This is a genomic window from Psychrobium sp. MM17-31, from assembly GCF_022347785.1.
Taxonomy (GTDB): Bacteria; Pseudomonadota; Gammaproteobacteria; order Enterobacterales; family Psychrobiaceae; genus Psychrobium.
This window is the reverse complement of the sequence record NZ_JAKRGA010000003.1, coordinates 800,180-817,678: the sequence shown is the minus strand read 5'-3', so window position 1 is coordinate 817,678 and position 17,499 is coordinate 800,180. Positions and strand designations below refer to the sequence as shown.

Annotated in this window: 12 protein-coding genes; 5 read left to right on the top strand and 7 right to left on the bottom strand. The window is 43.9% G+C overall.

What is annotated here, in order from left to right; all coding sequences use genetic code 11:
* Positions 1–150: 150 nt before the first annotated feature.
* Positions 151–3,243 (bottom strand): ribonuclease E, encoded by a 3,093-nt coding sequence (gene rne / locus MHM98_RS12415; RefSeq protein ID WP_239439648.1) that lies wholly within the window; start codon positions 3,241–3,243, stop codon positions 151–153.
* An 827-nt stretch (positions 3,244–4,070) separates the two neighbouring features.
* Here rne and rluC point away from each other — a divergent pair.
* Together rluC and MHM98_RS12405 are read left to right on the top strand one after the other, a co-directional pair.
* Complete coding sequence (gene rluC, locus MHM98_RS12410) at positions 4,071–5,030, top strand: 23S rRNA pseudouridine(955/2504/2580) synthase RluC (RefSeq protein WP_239439719.1); 960 nt, start codon at positions 4,071–4,073, stop codon at positions 5,028–5,030.
* Positions 5,031–5,045: 15 nt separating this feature from the next.
* Complete coding sequence (locus tag MHM98_RS12405; protein WP_239439647.1) at positions 5,046–5,714, top strand: HAD-IA family hydrolase; 669 nt, start codon at positions 5,046–5,048, stop codon at positions 5,712–5,714.
* Here the strand turns inward: MHM98_RS12405 and MHM98_RS12400 are convergent.
* From MHM98_RS12400 to MHM98_RS12385, 4 genes are all read right to left on the bottom strand, one after another.
* The gene (locus MHM98_RS12400) at positions 5,695–6,849 is read right to left on the bottom strand and encodes an ROK family transcriptional regulator (RefSeq protein WP_239439646.1); all 1,155 of its coding nucleotides are present in this window, start codon (positions 6,847–6,849) and stop codon (positions 5,695–5,697) included. The genes MHM98_RS12405 and MHM98_RS12400 overlap by 20 nt on opposite strands.
* Positions 6,850–6,913: 64 nt before the next feature.
* Positions 6,914–8,161, bottom strand: a complete 1,248-nt coding sequence (locus tag MHM98_RS12395) for a glycerate kinase (protein ID WP_239439645.1) — start codon at positions 8,159–8,161, stop codon at positions 6,914–6,916.
* Positions 8,162–8,215: 54 nt separating this feature from the next.
* Positions 8,216–9,796: a sodium:solute symporter gene (locus MHM98_RS12390; protein WP_239439644.1), complete on the bottom strand. Its 1,581-nt coding sequence runs from the start codon at positions 9,794–9,796 to the stop codon at positions 8,216–8,218.
* A 76-nt stretch (positions 9,797–9,872) separates the two neighbouring features.
* Entirely contained in the window at positions 9,873–12,332 is a 2,460-nt protein-coding gene (locus MHM98_RS12385; RefSeq protein ID WP_239439643.1) for a TonB-dependent receptor plug domain-containing protein, read from the bottom strand.
* 271 nt (positions 12,333–12,603) lie between these two features.
* Between MHM98_RS12385 and MHM98_RS12380 the strand changes: the two genes are divergently transcribed.
* Genes MHM98_RS12380 through MHM98_RS12370 form a run of 3 tightly spaced genes read left to right on the top strand, consistent with a single transcriptional unit; the run spans position 12,604 to position 16,053 of the window.
* On the top strand, positions 12,604–13,872 hold the full coding sequence (locus tag MHM98_RS12380) for an alpha,alpha-trehalase (protein ID WP_239439642.1): 1,269 nt from the start codon (positions 12,604–12,606) through the stop codon (positions 13,870–13,872).
* Positions 13,873–13,893: 21 nt separating this feature from the next.
* Positions 13,894–14,853 (top strand): carbohydrate kinase, encoded by a 960-nt coding sequence (locus MHM98_RS12375; RefSeq protein ID WP_239439640.1) that lies wholly within the window; start codon positions 13,894–13,896, stop codon positions 14,851–14,853.
* A 30-nt stretch (positions 14,854–14,883) separates the two neighbouring features.
* Complete coding sequence (locus MHM98_RS12370) at positions 14,884–16,053, top strand: AGE family epimerase/isomerase (protein ID WP_239439639.1); 1,170 nt, start codon at positions 14,884–14,886, stop codon at positions 16,051–16,053.
* Positions 16,054–16,118: 65 nt separating this feature from the next.
* Here the strand turns inward: MHM98_RS12370 and MHM98_RS12365 are convergent, their stop codons facing one another.
* Both MHM98_RS12365 and MHM98_RS12360 read right to left on the bottom strand, forming a co-directional pair.
* Positions 16,119–16,796, bottom strand: coding sequence for a hypothetical protein (locus MHM98_RS12365; protein ID WP_239439638.1), 678 nt, complete (start codon positions 16,794–16,796; stop codon positions 16,119–16,121).
* Between the two features lie 73 nt (positions 16,797–16,869).
* Positions 16,870–17,475, bottom strand: coding sequence for a nucleoside triphosphate pyrophosphatase (locus MHM98_RS12360; protein ID WP_239439637.1), 606 nt, complete (start codon positions 17,473–17,475; stop codon positions 16,870–16,872).
* Between the last annotated feature and the right edge of the window lie 24 nt (positions 17,476–17,499).

Below are 17,499 nucleotides of genomic sequence, written 5' to 3'. Positions count from 1 at the left end.
TATGTCTTGTTAGTGAATACTTAGTCTATTATGCAGTTTATTTGTGTATTGTGAATAGTGGGAATCAGGTAACCATAAGTGCTATGGGCATAAAAAAAGCAGTGGCTTTCACCACTGCTTTTTTCGTTTTAGTAGCTTTACTAACTTAGCTTATTCGGCTTTGGCTAGTGTTGCTTCACTTGAGGCGCGGCTGGTGGCGCCTACTGTGCTAATGTTGCGATCGCTCTTAGCAAAAGTTGCACGAGCTTCGTTTGGCATCGCGGTAATTTCGATACCGCTAACAATGATTTCAGCCGCTGGTGGCTTGGTCATTGGTGCACTAGCACGGCCGCCTTTGGCTGCTGCTGGCTTCTCTTCGGAAACTGCTTCGACTGCTGGAGTTTCTTCAACGGCAGTTTCAACTGCTGGTGCTTCTTCAGCGGCAGTTTCAACAACAGGTGTTTCTTCAGCGGCAGTTTCAACTACTGGTGTTTCTTCAACGGCAGTTTCAACTACTGGTGCTTCTTCAACGGCAGTTTCAACTACTGGTGCTTCTTCAGCGGCAGTTTCAACTACTGGTGCTTCTTCAGCGGCAGCTTCAACAACTGGTGCTTCTTCAGCGGCAGTTTCAGCAACTGGAGTTTCTTCAACAGCAGTTTCAACAACTGGTGCTTCTTCCACTTTTTCAACCGCGGCGTCAACAACGATAGCAGGTGTTTCTGGTTCACTTGATTCCGCAATAGTTGCTTCAACGGCTGCAACGGCTTGTGCTTTTTCCTGTTCCAATTCTTGCGCTAATTCTTCATTAGTCTTAATTGGGTAACGGGCTTCAACTGCATCGTCGGTATTGCGCTCTTGGCGATTACGACGTTGGCCTGATGAGCGCAGGTGACGTGGAGAACGACGATTACGACGACGCTCGCCAGACTCTTCAGCTGCTGGCGTTTCTTGCGTCGCAGGTGCTTCATCAGTGCTAGTTTCTTGAGTTGGTACTTCTACAGATGTAGTTTCTTTCGCATCAACCGTTTTATCTTCGCCAGCTTTTGTTTCAACTTTTTCAGCAACTGTCTTTTCAACTGGCTTACTTTCTACAGCTTGAGTCGAAGTGGCTTGCTCAGTTGACGCAATAGCTTCGTCGCTTGTTACTTGCTCTTCTTGCTCTACTGGCGCGCCAGTGCGAACTTTCTTACGCATGTTGTTGCGACGTTGACGACGTTGTGCCACTTTTTCTTCAGCAGCTGGTGCGTCGTTTTGCTTGTTGTGCTCTTGGTTTTTAGCATTGTTGTTGCGCGGTTTACGTTGCTTGTTGCGACGGTTATCTTTGCGCTCTTTGCTATCACCAGATTCATTGCGGTTGTCATCGCGCTTATTGCGGTTATCGCGATTTTCGCGGTTGTCATTCTCATCAGTATGACGCTTGTTCTGATTTGAATTGCGGTTGCGATTGCGGTTGCGATTGCGGTTGCGATTACGCGACTTGTTTGGTTTTTTCGTTTGCTCTTTCTCTTCTTCCTCAGCAACAAATAAACCTTTAATCGCTTTTAACATACGAGCAAATAAAGAAGGTTTCTCTTCTTTTTTCTTGCGGTGTTGCGGCTTAGGTTTGTTTTGTTGTGGAGCACGTTTTTCTTCAGCTGCAGGGGCCTTAGCTTCAGGCGCAGGCGTTGCTGGTGCAGAAATACCTTTTAATACAGGCTCGTTCTTGCTGATTGAAGACTTAAGTAAACGAGACTCGTATTGCTCGTCGTTATCGCCTTCTTTAACAAGATCGTAAGTTGCAGCAGTGACTGTGTCGTCGCTGCGATGACGAATCACTTCGTAATGAGGCGTTTCAAGGTTAACGTTAGGTACGATAACAACGTCTACATTGTGACGAGTTTCGATAACGCGAATTGCTTTACGTTTCTCGTTAAGTAGGTACGCAGCAACATTTACCGGAACCTGTGCTTCGATTTGCGACGTTGAATCTTTGATGGCTTCTTCTTCCATCAAACGCAAGATTGATAGCGCTAGTGACTCATTGCCACGGATAGTACCTTGACCTGTACAGCGTGGACAGATGTGGGTGCTTGATTCACCTAGGCTTGGACGGATGCGCTGGCGCGACATTTCCATCAAGCCAAAGCGCGAGATACGACCAACCTGGATTTTTGCACGATCTACTTTTAATGCATCGCGTAGTTTGTTCTCAACATCGCGTTGGTGCTTAGTTGAGTTCATGTCGATGTAATCGATAACTACCAGACCACCAAGGTCGCGTAAACGTAACTGACGTGCTATTTCAACCGATGCTTCTAAGTTGGTGTTAAACGCTGTTTCTTCGATGTCGCCGCCTTTGGTAGCACGTGCCGAGTTAATATCGATAGAGGTTAACGCTTCAGTTGGATCGATAACAATTGAACCACCTGATGGTAGGCGAACTTCGCGTTGGAACGCTGATTCGATCTGCGTTTCAATTTGATAGTGAGTAAATAATGGTACTTCACCCGTGTATTGCTTGATGCGGTTGATGTAATCAGGACGAACAACACTGATGTGCTCGCGTGCGCTTTCAAATACGCGTGGGTGATCGATTAGAATTTCACCAATATCGCGGCGTAAGTAGTCGCGCATTGCACGTACAATCACGTTACTTTCTTGGTGAATTAAAAACGGAGCAGGGCGAGATTCTGCCGCGTTTTTAATGGCGCGCCAGTGATTCTCTAGGATATCTAAATCGTATTGTAGTTCTTCAGATGCTTTACCAACACCCGCTGTACGTACAATAACGCCCATGCCTTTTGGCATAGTTAGTGCCGATAATGCCGCTTTTAACTGGCTGCGCTCTTCGCCTTCAATACGACGAGAGATGCCGCCTGCGCGTGGGTTATTAGGCATTAATACCAAGTAACCACCAGCTAGGCTGATAAAGGTTGTTAATGCTGCACCTTTGTTGCCGCGCTCTTCTTTATCGATTTGTACGATAACTTCTTGGCCTTCTTGGATAACGTCCTTAATACTAGGACGACCTTTGAACGAGTAGCCTTCAGGGAAGTATTCGCGTGAGATTTCTTTGAGGGGCAAGAAGCCGTGGCGCTCTACGCCGTAATCGACGAAAGCTGCTTCTAAACTTGGCTCTACGCGGGTAATTTTACCCTTGTAGATGTTGGCTTTGGTTTGTTCATGACCCGGACTTTCAATGTCTAGATCATAAAGGTTTTGTCCGTCGACCAAGGCGACGCGCAACTCTTCAGATTGAGTTGCGTTGATTAACATTCTTCTCATTTGGAAGCTCATCCATTGTGAGTTGCCAAATAATCAAATTGTGGGTGTCCGGAGCCTATTGTAATGCAGTCTCTCGACTGGATAAGGCACATTAAATTGTTAGACTAATCTGTTGTATCAATGGTTTGTTAAACGCTATCCATCGATATCACGTGCTTGATTTAGCTAATAAAAAGATAGTGGCTTTGTGTTTTTACAAAGCGGTGTTTCACATCTTTTATCTTCAAAATCTAGTGTTGTCACTAGATGAGCTAAATAATTCCAGCTGGCCATTAGTGCAGGCAAGCGGCGAAGCGTCGTTTTTTATTTACATACCGTTAATCGCGATTTGGGCCATTAACGATCTTGAGCATCGGTTGTTTATTCGGCTCAAGCTTTGTCTATTTAAATAATACTCACGTCATCTCGACGATTGATTACATTTGCCGGTAAAAACCTACGGGCTGACTATTTAAGCAACGGTTTTACTATTAAAGGCGAGTCATCAACAGTGGTGATGTCATCGCAAAATATACTTTTTGTATTCTTGTTGGTGTTTACACTGCACTGCTTTTAACTTTGTTATTTGTGCAAACAAGGTTTTTAGCTCTTTGTTTCTCAACACTATTCTTAGTGTTGGTGTGCAGTGTTCGTCTGTTTTAATTGAGAAATTTTCAAAATAAACCTACAAGAACACCCAATTATCACACTAATTTGTGCCAATCGCTACCAATACTTTGGAATAAAACACCAGTAATTTTATTGACCAAAGATATTTAGGTGATTAATGGCACTAAAAGGCAAATTTGATGGGGCGAGTTTTAAGGCATTGATGTACAATGCGCACCATGAATGAAAAACAATCTCAAGTCGCGGCGAAAGTGCAATTTGTCACCATTGATGACAATCACGCTGGCCAGCGCATCGACAATTTCTTGGTCACTTTTTTGAAAGGTGTGCCTAAAAGCCGCGTTTATCGCATCTTGCGTAAAGGTGAAGTGCGCGTAAACAAAAAACGCATTAAGCCTGTTTATCGTTTAAACGATGGCGATATTGTGCGTATTCCGCCAATTCGTATGGAAGAAGAAAAAGAGCTTCCGAACGCTAAGTTAGAAAAAGTAGCATCGTTAGAGCAGCACATTATCTATGAAGATAAATACCTGATTGTGATGAATAAACCATCGGGCATTGCTGTACACGGTGGCAGTGGCCTGAAGTTTGGTTTAATCGAAGGGCTGCGCGCACTGCGTCCTGATGCTAAGTCGTTAGAGCTGGTTCATCGTCTTGATCGCGATACCTCAGGCTGTATTTTAATTGCTAAACGTCGTAGTACCTTGCGTTCGCTGCATGAACAATTGCGTGAAAAAACGGTTGAGAAGAACTACCTCGCATTGGTTAAAGGGCAGTGGAGTAAAGAAGACAAGGCGGTTAACGCGCCGCTACTGAAAAATACACTTGCATCAGGCGAGCGTATTGTACGTGTTAATCCAGAAGGCAAGGAAAGCTACACCAAGTTTAAAATCGTGCAACGCTTTGAAGATTGTACGCTAGTGCAAGCAAGTCCCGTGACTGGTCGTACCCACCAAATTCGTGTGCATACACTGCATGCGGGGCATCCAATTGCTGGTGATGATAAATACGGTGACAAAGCCTTTGATAAAGCAATGAAAGGGCATGGTCTAAATCGCTTGTTCTTACATTCTGCGAGCGTGCGTTTTTTCCATCCCAATGAAGAAACAACCATGTTTTTTGAAGCGCCATTTGACGATGCATTAAAAAACACTATCGCTGGTTTGCGTAAAACATAAATAGTTGAAGTGACAATGAGTAGTAGTGATTTAAAGTTGGTCATTTTTGACTGGGACGGCACTGTGATGGATTCAGTGGCCAAGATTGTCGATGCTATGCAAATGGCAGCGAAGCGAGAAGGGCTGCCAGTGCCGAGTGATGCACAAGTTAAAGACATTATAGGTCTAAGCTTGCTACCAGCGCTAAGCCAGTTATTTGGTGAGCTCAATCAGCAGCAAATCGATGACATGGCGCAGTTTTATAAAGAGGCTTATTTAGAACTCGATCAAAAGCCAAGTCCGCTATTTAATGGCATTACGGACGTGTTTGAGTCACTCGCCAAACGCCATATAAAAATTGCCGTTGCTACTGGTAAATCACGAGTTGGCTTAAATCGCCTTATCGAGCAAACGGGATTAGGTCATTTCTTCTGCGATAGCATGACGGCTGATGAAGCTGAGTCTAAACCGCACCCACAAATGATTGAAGATATCGTTGCTCGTCAAGGCGTAGATAAGTCGCAAGTGTTCATGGTAGGTGACTCAACCCTTGATTTAACCATGGCCAACAACGCCAATGTTAAGGCGCTAGGTGTTAGTTATGGCGCGCACGATAAAACACGTTTATTAGCTGTTAACCCTGTTGCGGTAGTCGATGACGCTAAGTCGTTGTTAGATTATTTGACTACAGACATAGCTCTCTAATTGGAATACTTGCAGCACCTATAGATACTGGCTCATGTTGAGATTGCGCAGTAATCAAATTAGGTACCAGACGAGCGCTGTCTCGTCTGTGCTGAGTATAAACTTCGGTATTCTTGATGAGTAACTCGGCTAGTTCTCGCGGAATATGGCCCCCAATGACAATCGCTTGAGTATCTAAAATGGCTGCTGATGCTGTAGCCACCAAACTCAGCGCATCTTGAACTCTATACACCCATTCATTTATCCCAGGCCAATGAATATCGAAGTTGGTTAACATGTCGTCGATTGTTGAAATTTCAACGTCGTTTGCGATGAGAATTTGGCGAAGGTTTTCAAGATTTGGATGGATATAGCGCTTAGGTGGTAAAATGTCGCCTACTTCACCTGCATTACCATGTGTGCCGTGCATGATGTCGTTTTTGGCAATAATCCCACCGCCAAAGGCTGTAGAGATAAACAAATAAACGAAATTGGAAAAGGTTTTTCCAACACCATCAATACCTTCGCCAGCGGCGGCAGCTTTGGCGTCATTTTCAACCCACACGGGTAATTTAAATTGCTCGGTGAGTAGTTGGGCGATATTAACAGAGGCCCAATCATTGAGGTTGCTATGGGTGTTGATGCCCGAGTCTTGATCGGTGAAATATCCTGAGATACCAACGCCGATGCCTAAGATTTTTTCTCGCTTTATGTCACTATGGTCGATGGCATTATCCATCATAGTCGTTAAATGACTCATCATGTTTTCGACGGTAACATCACTAAGATTTATGCGATTGTTATAAACGACTGAGCCACTGTAATCCATAATCGCTAAAGCCAGTCCGTCCATTAATATTGCAATGCCGATACTGTATGCGAAATCGCTATTTGCAGTGAGCAGAAAGCCGGGTTGACCGCGAGAGCCGGAAGGACTTTTACTCGATTGCGAGAGCGCGTTACGCTCCATTAACGATTTAACTAATCGGGAAATTGTTTGTTGAGGGATTTTGGTTTTAGCAATAATTTCTCGTTGGCTTGCGGCGCTAAAAAATGCCTCGCGATTAATGAGTCGTTCCTGCTCTTGAAATAGCTTGTTTCCTTTGCCTAAAACAAAATAAGGAGATAATAGCTTGTAACTGTATGATGTTCGCATAGTGATATTATTGACTCATTAAAAGACTGTTGGCTTTATAAATACTGTTTGATATTTAACAGAATTATTGCGGCTCGATCATTATAACCCTGAAATCATTGACATTGGTATGGGTTGGGCCGGTGATAATGAGATCATTAAGCTGTTGAAAAAAATGATGGCTACTATTACTGGCCAACGTTTGATTAGCATCTAGTGTCAGCTGTTGTGCCCTTACCAAGGTTGTATCATTGATAAAGGCTCCGGCAACATCTAAAGAGCCGTCGACACCGTCGGTGTCACAAGCCAGAGCGCTAATGCCGCTTTCGCCGTTAAGGGCGATTGCCAAGGCAAGGAGATACTCTTGATTTGGGCCGCCATGACCTGGTTCATCACACAAGGTAACTGTTAACTCCCCACCAGATAGAAGTAATGTTGCCTTGCCTTGTCCTTTCGCTGCAATAGCAAGCTTTGCGTGTTGCTGAGCGACTTGTGTTGCATCCCCGGTCTCATTGTAATTAAGTATTTCAACTTGCCATTGTGATTGGTCGATTGTTGCAATGGCTTTGTCAATTGACTGCTGAGCGTTGGCGATAATTGACAGTTGATGACGAGTGTCGTCCCAATCTTGCTGTTGAGGGGCGTCAGCGAGTGCTTTAACAATCGCACTGTCGCCTTGCCAATGGTACTTCGCGAGAATGGCTAACGCTTGTTGCGCGCTGGTGTGATTTTTTACTGTTGGCCCTGAGGCAATAACCTGCGGATCGTCACCAACGACATCAGAGATAATCAATGTATGACTGCGTCCGTTGATGGCTTGTGCCAGTTTACCGCCCTTGATCCGCGATAAATGAGTACGAACGCAGTTTATTTCATCGATTGACGCGCCACTTGCAAGTAAAAACTTATTGAGCTGCATTTTTTGAGCAAAGGTCACTCCGTCAATAGGGCTCGATAGTAATGCTGAGCCACCGCCAGAAATTAGCACTATGACTGGAATACTTGCGTCAACACTCTGAACTAATTCGAGTATCTTAGATGCGGCGTGATGGCTGCCGCTATCGGGAATAGGGTGGCCGCCAAATAAGACATCAATACGGCCAATGGATGTTTGCTCGGTGTAACCATGGCGACAAACAATGGCGCCGAAACATCGCTTGTCAAAATGTTGCTCTGCAACTTTAGCCATTTCAAACGATGCTTTACCAGCTCCAATGATACAAACTTGCTGACCGTTATCTATATCTTTTAGATACTCTTGCATGCAACTGCTTGGCATACTTGCATCGACGGCGACTTGAAATAATTGTTGAAGAAATTGTTTGTTATTCATCTTTTATATATCTACTACTGAGTGCCAAATTTAGCACTCAGTAGATCAAGTTGATTAATTAAATAGGCTCGGAATGCTGAGACAGATTGCTAACATGAGTCCAAAATAACCCACTAAAATAGCAATGTCTTTACGGGTTAATATTGCCTCGCCACTATCGGTGAGTTCCGTTGGTGGTGAATAAGGCAAGCGAGACTCTTTAGTTACCAGTAGCACAGCATAGGCAGTGATCACAGTGGTGACTAAACCAATGAAATTCCACCAGAACCAAAATAGATCTTTAACGCCAATCCACAAGTAAAAGTTAATCGCTACGCCAGTTAGCAGGCCAATGTTAATTTGTTTGGCTGATAAGCGTTTATCGAAAACCGCTAATAGGAAAATAGCTAAGATAGGACCATAGAACAAGGAGCCGACTTTGTTAATGGCTTCAATAACTGTCGCTGCGATATCACCAGCGTAAAGGGATAACGTCAGCGTTACTGCGCCCCAAAATACAGAGGTGTATTTGGCATACTGCATATATTTTTGATCATCGGGCTCTTTGCCTGTGATACGACAATAATCTTCTACAGATACCGCCGCTAGTGAATTAATGGTTGAACTCAGTGACGACATTGCAGCCGATAATATGGCAACGATAAGCATGCCGATAATACCGTGTGGCAGATAATTGATAATAAAGACCGGCATCATCATGTCGCTCTTGCCGTCGGGAATTAGCGCTGAGAAATTGGCGTCAGTTAAGGCAAATGTTCCTATGACTATGCCTGAGAAACAATAGAGTAGGGTAATGGGAAAGCGCAATAAACCATTGGCCATCATCATTTTCTTTAGCTGAGTGGTATCTTTGGCCGATAAAGCACGTTGGGTCTGTGTTTGATCACAGCCGTAATAAGAGGCGTACAATACGATACCACCGAAAACCATTGGTAAAAACCCAAAACCATCGCCTTCGATACCAAAGGAGCTAAAGTTAATTGCTTGTAGGCGCGAATGATCGACATTTTCAACCAGCGCGTTGAACCCACCGAGATAACTTAGTCCAAAATACGCACAAGCAACTGTGCCCAAGACGATAATCACCATTTGAATGGCATCGCCGTAAACCACGGCTTTCATGCCACCTTGCAGCGAGTAAAGTACGGTAATGACGCCGACTATAACAATAGATTGCCACAGTGTTATGCCCATGGTTGCAATGAGAATAAGCGATACTGCGTAAATCATGATACCAGTAGCAAAGGCGCGGCTAAATTGAAAAACAACACTAATGATTAAGCGCGAAGAGCGGCCAAAGCGTTGTTCTAAGTAATCGTAGATGCTAACAACACCTGAGCGATAAAGTACGGGCAGTACTGTCGATAAAATGAGGATCATCGCTAGTGGCACGGCGAGTTCGTAAGATAACCATTGCATGCCACCGCCTTCACGCATGCCGACAAAGGCAGGCGCCGAAACAAAACTAATGGCAGAGAGCTGAGTTGCCATCACTGAAAGTGTTAAAGGTTTCCACCCAACACTGCGGCCACCGAGAAAATAGTCGTTTTTGCTCGACTGCCCTCGCAGTTTATAGCCCATGAAGATAAGTAAAAAGAGATAGATGCCGATAATGGCGTAGTCAAAATAATTCATAACAGAAATGCCTTACAGGTAAAAAGCAAAGTGAGAAACATCGACATCAAGCCAATGTTTCTCACTGTATAACACACTAGAAGTCGTATCTAGCCGTGATGCTCATTCTACGAGGCAAGATTGGACGGCCGACGAAGAATTCGCCACCAGAGACCTGGGCGTTACCTTGTCGAGGAGAGCCTTCGGTAATACCGTCGCTATCAAACAAGTTCCACACACCAAAACCTAAACGCAGTTTTTGGTCACGTGCTAGCTCCCATGTGTAGCCAACATCAAACGTGGCGATGTTATGGCCGTCGAGCTCTACGCTATTTGAGTCGTTTGCATAGTTGTCACCAAAGTAGCTAATACCTAAGCGAGAGTCGATCACACCATCATTGTAGGCAATACCTAGGTTACCTGAGAATTCTGGCTGTCGGCGTGGCTGTTTACCCACGTTGCCGCCTTCAGAGAACTCGGCATCTTGATAGGTAATGTTACCGTCGATAGTTAAATCATCGGAAATAGTATAACGACCAATAACTTCTAGACCCACGGTCTCAGTCGATACGGTATTAACGATTTCGCGGATCCCACCGATGCCATCATTTTCAAAATCTACTGAGCGACGATTGTCTAAATTAGCCATAAACAATGAGGCATCGATGTAGAGATCTTCTGGGAAGTATTTGATACCCAAGGTTGCAAGCGTAATATCTTCCCCTTCGTAACTTTGTGGCTCACCGTTGGCGTTAAAGCGAATTGAGCGAATTTGCGGGAAGAAATAGCCTTTAGATGCATTGGCGTAAAGGTTGATGTCTTGATCGTCCATTTTATACAGCGCGGCAGCAGAGAAGGCGGCTTCAGTGGTGCTTACTTCACCATAAGTAAATTGACCATTACCAGTCGAATTAACTTGCAGATTGTGTGCTAAAGACTCATCGTCTGACAGTGTGACTGTCTCACGGCCTTCATTTTTGGTGGTGCCTTTGGCGTTTTCAATACGCATACCAATATCAAACGCCCATTGGTCGTTCTCCATTTGGTCGGTAATGTAGAAGGCTGCGCGACGAGAGGTCAGTTGTTTGTTAGTGTAACTCGTACCTGGACCTACGACACCATTGCGTGAGTAATGAGTGACCTTTCCATTGCCATCGGTGAAAGATAAATTAACTAAACGGGCATCTTTACCATTGCTAAAGTCGGCGAGATAGCTTGAAAGTACGTTGTAATCCATCTGCTCGGCGTTAATAAAGAACACGCCAATGTTGAGGTTATGGGTAAATGATTCAGTACTGATTTCACCAGCTAAGTTAAATTCAGTGCTAAAAAAATCACCATCGCGCTGACGATCTAACAAACGGTTACCGAATAATAGGTAATTGTCAGGTAATGCATTGCCTGTTTCCGCCCATGTAAATGACGGCGTGCCGTAAGTGTCGGTAAGACTTTGGCCATTAATGTTACGCGCACTATTGGTGACATAGCCTTGCTGAGGCTCAGGTGAATTGGCAATGCCGTCACCATCTAAAAATAGATTAAATTGATGTTCGTAGTCTGCGGCTTTTGCCTTGCCACTAAGCGTCCAATTTTCTGTTAGTTCGTTTGAGAACTCGATGGCGATTGAGCCACCCACTGTTGAAACACCATCTCTAATTGGTGATTGATATTGACCGTCAGCTGTAGGGAATGAGAGCTCAGCAGCGGCGACAGATTGCCCTACATAGACAGTGTTACCGTCGTTGCCTTTCAGACGATTACGACTAGCGCCATCGAGTGGCAGTGGCAAGAAAAATTGGACATTGTCATTAATCATTTGGCCGTAAACAGTAAAGAAGCCATTGTCTGTTTCTTTGTGAATGTTACCGCGTAATTGATATCCTTTAGTTGGCAGTCCGGTATCTAGCGGGCCTTCATCGTAACGGTAGTAACCTGACATGGCGTAGTATAAGTTGTCATCGCTTGAAATTGCGCCGCCGTTAAAAAAATCAGTACGTAGTCGTCCATCTTCAGCGAGTTCTAACTGAATCGTTGTTTCCGGCGTATCACTACCTTTCTTAGAGATGTAGTTAATAATGCCTGCAACTGAGCCTGGGCCAAACAGGTTAGAGACACCGCCACCAACAAATTCCACACGCTCGATGCCGATATCTGGACGATAGTAAACATCTTGTGCTGACGAGGTCATGCCCGATTGGAACGCTGGCATGCCATCATAGTTAAGTGGGGTAAATTGAAACTGGCCACCGGAAGGTAAACCGCGAACAAAGGCGTTAGTGGCAACTTCACCACCGCCGCCTTCTACTTTGATGCCTGGTACTGACAATAAGATGTCCGCTTGGCTGGTAAAGCCCGTTCGCGCGATTTCTTCGTTGTTAAACCAAGTTGTTTTCGCTGGCGTATCAGCTTCAGAACGCAAAACGCTCGAACCTGTTACTAAGATAACTTCAGGTGCTTTCTCTTTTTTTGGCGCTTCTTTTTCCTCTGCTGCAAATGCCGCAGTTGATGATGACGCCAAGACTAGAGATAGCACTTGCCAGACCTTACTGTATTTCATAAACCCCACCTTTTTATTTGATTATTATACTATTTATATATTTTTGTGATGTATGAAGCTCAAGTGAAACCCTGCTATCTATCTTTCAACAAATACAGGTTATATAACACGTGGTTTTTGTATGTTATTCACTCAAGTTACGTAAGCAGTAAAACATAGCTCAAAAGATAAAACAACTCATTTTGGGTTTAAAAGTTCTTTCATTTAAGTTTTTATAGTGATTTAATACTCAAAACGAGTTAATTGACCTTTACAAAAAAGAGAAAATAATATGGCAAACCGAGAGTCACTTATTGAACAAGCAAAAGACATACTGCGCAAAAATGATATGGGGGGATATACAATTCCAACTCATGGCTTATATCCGTTTCAGTGGAATTGGGACGCGGCAATTACCGCATTGGGCTGGATGAAGATCGACGAGTCGCGTGCGTGGTTAGAGATAGAAAAGTTACTTGAAGGGCAGTGGGACAACGGCATGATCCCGCATATTATTTTCCATGAAGAAGTCGATAGTTATTTTCCAGGTGCTGATGTTTGGGGGACAGCTCAAAAACCTGCAACGACATCCATTTCACAGCCGCCTGTGTTAGCGAGTGTGGTGAAAATTATGCTAGAAGTAGCAAATGATCGCGAGCTTGCCAAAGTTAAAATTGATGCAATGTTAGATAAGCTAGTTGCTTATCATCAGTGGTGGTATAACGAGCGCGATCCGCGTAAAACGGGGCTTGTGGTTAGCTATCATCCATGGGAGTCTGGCATGGATAACAGTCCAGCGTGGGATGAAAGTCTGGCTGCTGTGCCGCCGGTTACTTGGCAGTATAAGCGTAAGGATTTAGAGCACGTTGATGCCGCTGAAAGGCCACATGCAGCCGAATATGATCGTTATCTTTATTTGGTGGATTTCTACAAGCAGCACAATTTTGATAGTGAACAAATTTTTCAGCACTGCCCATACAAAATGTACGATGTAGGCATTATTTCGATATTGCACAAAGCCACCAAAGATTTACTGGCTATTTGCGATGAATATGGCACTGAACAATCTGCCATTGATGACTTAGCATCGCGTCATTTGTTAACACAGCAAGCCATTTCGTCACTTTGGGATGAGGAAACTCAAAGCTTTTACAATAAAAATGCTATTACTGATGAATTTGTAAAAGTCATGACAACGGGCACTATGATGGCTTTATATGGTGAGTTGGCTAGCGAAGCGCAAGCGGCGTCTTTGCTGACTATCTCTCGTCAATGGCTAAGTGCCGTTGACTACGGAATGGCTTCAACAATTCCTACCTCAGATAAATATGAGCCGCAACGTTACTGGCGCGGGCCAGTATGGCTACATATCAATTGGTTGATCGCTAATGGCATGCAACATTATGGATTTGCTGAGGAAGCCGAGCAAATAAAGGCATCGACTCAAGCGCTAGTCGAGCAAACAGGGTATTTTGAATACTTTAATTGTGAAACGGGTGCAGGCTGTGGTGGCGATGCGTTTTCTTGGACGGCAGCAATCGCACTACATTGGTGCTTATAACAAAGAGCTAGGAGTAGGGTAATGAGCACTGTCGTTTGTTTTGGTGAGGCATTAATTGATTTTATTGCTATCAATAGCGTCGATGAAGAGACGCTTTCCCTCAATGAGTATCGGCAATATCCCGGTGGCGCTCCGGCAAATGTTGCTGTTGCGATTGCAAAGCTTGGCGGCAACGCCTCATTTGCTGGGCAGATAGGCAGCGATAACTTTGGCGATTTTTTGGTAAGTGCTTTGAGTCAATATCAGGTAAATACGCAATTTATTCTTCGCCACCCTACTGCAAAAACAGCATTGGCATTTGTCTCTCTTGACGATGACGGAGAGCGCAGCTTTTCATTCTATCGCGATAACACCGCCGATTTAGTGATGATTCCACCGCAAATCAGTAGTAGCTGGTTTGATGCTGGAGATATCGCGCATTTTTGTAGCAATACGTTAACGGATAAAGGTATTTGCGAAACGACTCAACGTTTCATTGACACAGCTCGCAGCCAAGATGCGTTAGTGAGTTTTGATGTAAATTTACGTCACAACTTGTGGCGCCATGGTCATGCCAACATAGAAACGGTTAATGAGTTTACTCGCCAGAGCGACTTGCTGAAATTCTCGCGCGATGAACTGGAATATCTAGCACAGGGTGATGTCGAGCAATATATACAGTCGCTCATCTATAATGGTGTATTACTTATTCTGGTGACCAATGGTGCAGGTGAGATTGCGTTTTATGGCGATGGTTACCAAGGGACGTTACCAACGCCTAAAGTGGATGCGTTGGACACCACTGCTGCAGGAGATGCCTTTATTGGCGGCTTTTTGTGCGCATTGAGTCAGCAACAAAATCCTGTTGAGTTTTTAGAGCATGGTGAGCAGTTGTCGGCAGTCATTGATTATGCGGCGCGTTGTGGCGCTCATGCTGTGAGTCGTTATGGCGCATTTCCAGCGTTACCGAGTGTCAGTGATATTGGTCCCTTGTCGATGTGATGTCGATGTTAATTAGAGTTGAATAACATTATGAATTTTCATGATAAATCATTTTTACGCGATCATTGTCGTTCAATTATGGCGTTTTACGATAAACGAATTGTCGACAAATCTGGTGGTTATTTTCAAAACTTTCTCGATGACGGGCAAGTATTTGCTCCTAACGTCCGCCACCTAGTTAGTAGCACTCGAATCGTTGTAAATTATGCGGTTGCGTCAGATATGTTAGCGCGTCCTGACTATAAAGCGATTGCTAAACACGGTTTGGACTATATTGAACAAGTTCATTGGCAAAGTGATAGTGAGTGCTATGCGTGGACCCTTGATAACCATCTTCCAATCGATATGACCCAACAGGCTTATGGTTATGCTTTTGTATTGCTCGCCTATGCAAATTGCATTAAACATCGAATTATTGACACAAAGGAGCAACTGTATCGAGTTTTCGAATTGTTAGAAGTACGATTTTGGCAAAAAGAACACGGTTTGTACGCGGATGAAATAACTGTAGATGGTGCACTAAGCAACTATCGTGGCCAAAACGCTAATATGCATTTATGCGAGGCGCTCATTGCTGCCTATGAGGCAACTGAAGATAACGTGTTTCTTGAGCGGGCATTGTTGGTTGCGGAAAATATCACACAGCGCCAAGCAAATCTTTCTGACGGACTGGTTTGGGAGCATTATACGCAAGATTTTGAAATAGACTGGCAATACAATAAAGATGATCCCAAAAACCTTTATCGACCTTGGGGATTTCAGCCTGGTCATCAAACAGAATGGTCTAAACTGTTACTGATATTAAATCGATATCAGCCTAAACAATGGTTGGTGGATAAAGCTGCGCAGTTATTCGAATATGCCTATCAAACAGCGTGGGATCAACAGTGCGGTGGTCTCGTCTATGGTTTCGATGTCGATGGGGTTTGGTGTGATGACGACAAATATTTCTGGGTTCAAGCCGAAAGCTTTGCAGCGGCAGCCTTACTTTATCAACAAACTGGACAGGCTAAGTTTCTTGATAGTTACCAAGCGTTGTGGCAATACAGTTGGCAGCACCTGATAGATCACAAGCATGGTGCTTGGTTTAGAGTGGTAACTAGAGACAATAGGGCTTATAGTAACGAAAAATCCAGCGCTGGTGCTAAATGTGACTATCATACGCTTGGTGCATGTTTTGAAGTATTAAGAGCGCTTTAAATAGAAAGCAATAGCCTACGGGCTATTGCTTTTACACTGCATAATTAAAAGTTAACTATATTTGGTTATGAGTAATCTACGCCCATCACGACACGCTTTTTTTGCGGATTGTAGAAATAGATTAAATCAGCGCTACTTTCGGCATAATTCATACATTGAACATGAGCAATGTAATGATATATATCACAGCCAACTTTCATAATAATGGCTCGTTTTAATATGGCTTGTGACTCTTCACTTTCTTCGTCTTCTGATGCGTCATAGAGTGCATCTGATTCCTCTTCGTTTTCCCACAAATAGGCATCCCAGTTCCAACCCGTTGGCGCTTGACCGCCAATGTTGACTAAGCCACTCTTTCGAGATTCATCAGGTTCATCATTTGGATGGTATTGAATAAAACCATGCTCGTTGTGAAACGCCTTTACATCGTCGTAACGTGCTTGTTCATCTTCAAAATCAAATTCCCATTCATCGAGATCGTCGACATCTAATTGCCACTGGCCATCAATGAGCGCGTAAGTTATATATTCTTGCTCTGCTAACCATTCACTTGGTGGATACCCTAGAAATACGTCATCTGCACAATCTTTTACGATATCTTTAACGTTTAGCTTGCCAATAGCAAAAAACTGCTCGTTGTTAAATTTGACTTCCTCGTGATTAGGAAACGCCTGAAATTGTGTATTATTTCGATATAGTTTTGTTTCGGGGTGAATGAAATTTTGATCACTAAGATGGAGCATGTTTAAGTCCTTTTATAATTAATAGAGTAAAGAGTGTAGACCATCTATTGATATTGACGACGAAAACTCAGTATTAACTTAGCTGCGCCAACAGATTAATGCCTTCTTTATTAAGCATATCGATTAGCGTAATCAGTGGCAGGCCAATAAGTGTGTTGGGATCTTTACCTTCTAAGCGCTCGAATAAGGCGATGCCTAGTCCTTCACTTTTAAAGCTGCCCGCACAGCTATATGGTTGTTCTGTTTCTAAATAGCCTGTGATCATTTCGTCAGTTAGCTGGCGAAAGTGAACGTGAAATGGTTCAACCACGACTTGATGTGTCTTAGTGCCACTATTATACAAGCACAATCCAGTATAAAAGGTGATTGTTTGGCCACTGGCGCGTTTAAGCTGGGCAAAAGCGTTTTCAAAATTATGCGGTTTGCCTACAATTTCACCGTTTACCACCGCAACTTGATCGCCGCCGATGATCAAATGATCGTTAAATTGATCCTCGCACGCTTTGGCCTTAGCAAGCGCCAAACGCTGTACTAGCGCGGTTGCTGTCTCATTTGCTAGTGGCGTTTCGTCAACATTAGGCTTGGCGCATTCAAAATCTACATGGATTTTTTGGAGAATTTGCTGACGAAAAGGTGAGGTTGATGCTAGAATCAGCGGTCGGTTTTGGGGCTTATACATAGGCTTGTAGTCGTTGATTTTGTA

Coding starts and splice junctions, on each gene's coding strand:
- rne (WP_239439648.1), bottom strand. CDS start 3,243: ATGAGAAGAATGTTAATCAACGCAACTCAATCTGAAGAGTTGCGCGTC.
- rluC (WP_239439719.1), top strand. CDS start 4,071: ATGAATGAAAAACAATCTCAAGTCGCGGCGAAAGTGCAATTTGTCACC.
- MHM98_RS12405 (WP_239439647.1), top strand. CDS start 5,046: ATGAGTAGTAGTGATTTAAAGTTGGTCATTTTTGACTGGGACGGCACT.
- MHM98_RS12400 (WP_239439646.1), bottom strand. CDS start 6,849: ATGCGAACATCATACAGTTACAAGCTATTATCTCCTTATTTTGTTTTA.
- MHM98_RS12395 (WP_239439645.1), bottom strand. CDS start 8,161: ATGAATAACAAACAATTTCTTCAACAATTATTTCAAGTCGCCGTCGAT.
- MHM98_RS12390 (WP_239439644.1), bottom strand. CDS start 9,796: ATGAATTATTTTGACTACGCCATTATCGGCATCTATCTCTTTTTACTT.
- MHM98_RS12385 (WP_239439643.1), bottom strand. CDS start 12,332: ATGAAATACAGTAAGGTCTGGCAAGTGCTATCTCTAGTCTTGGCGTCA.
- MHM98_RS12380 (WP_239439642.1), top strand. CDS start 12,604: ATGGCAAACCGAGAGTCACTTATTGAACAAGCAAAAGACATACTGCGC.
- MHM98_RS12375 (WP_239439640.1), top strand. CDS start 13,894: ATGAGCACTGTCGTTTGTTTTGGTGAGGCATTAATTGATTTTATTGCT.
- MHM98_RS12370 (WP_239439639.1), top strand. CDS start 14,884: ATGAATTTTCATGATAAATCATTTTTACGCGATCATTGTCGTTCAATT.
- MHM98_RS12365 (WP_239439638.1), bottom strand. CDS start 16,796: ATGCTCCATCTTAGTGATCAAAATTTCATTCACCCCGAAACAAAACTA.
- MHM98_RS12360 (WP_239439637.1), bottom strand. CDS start 17,475: ATGTATAAGCCCCAAAACCGACCGCTGATTCTAGCATCAACCTCACCT.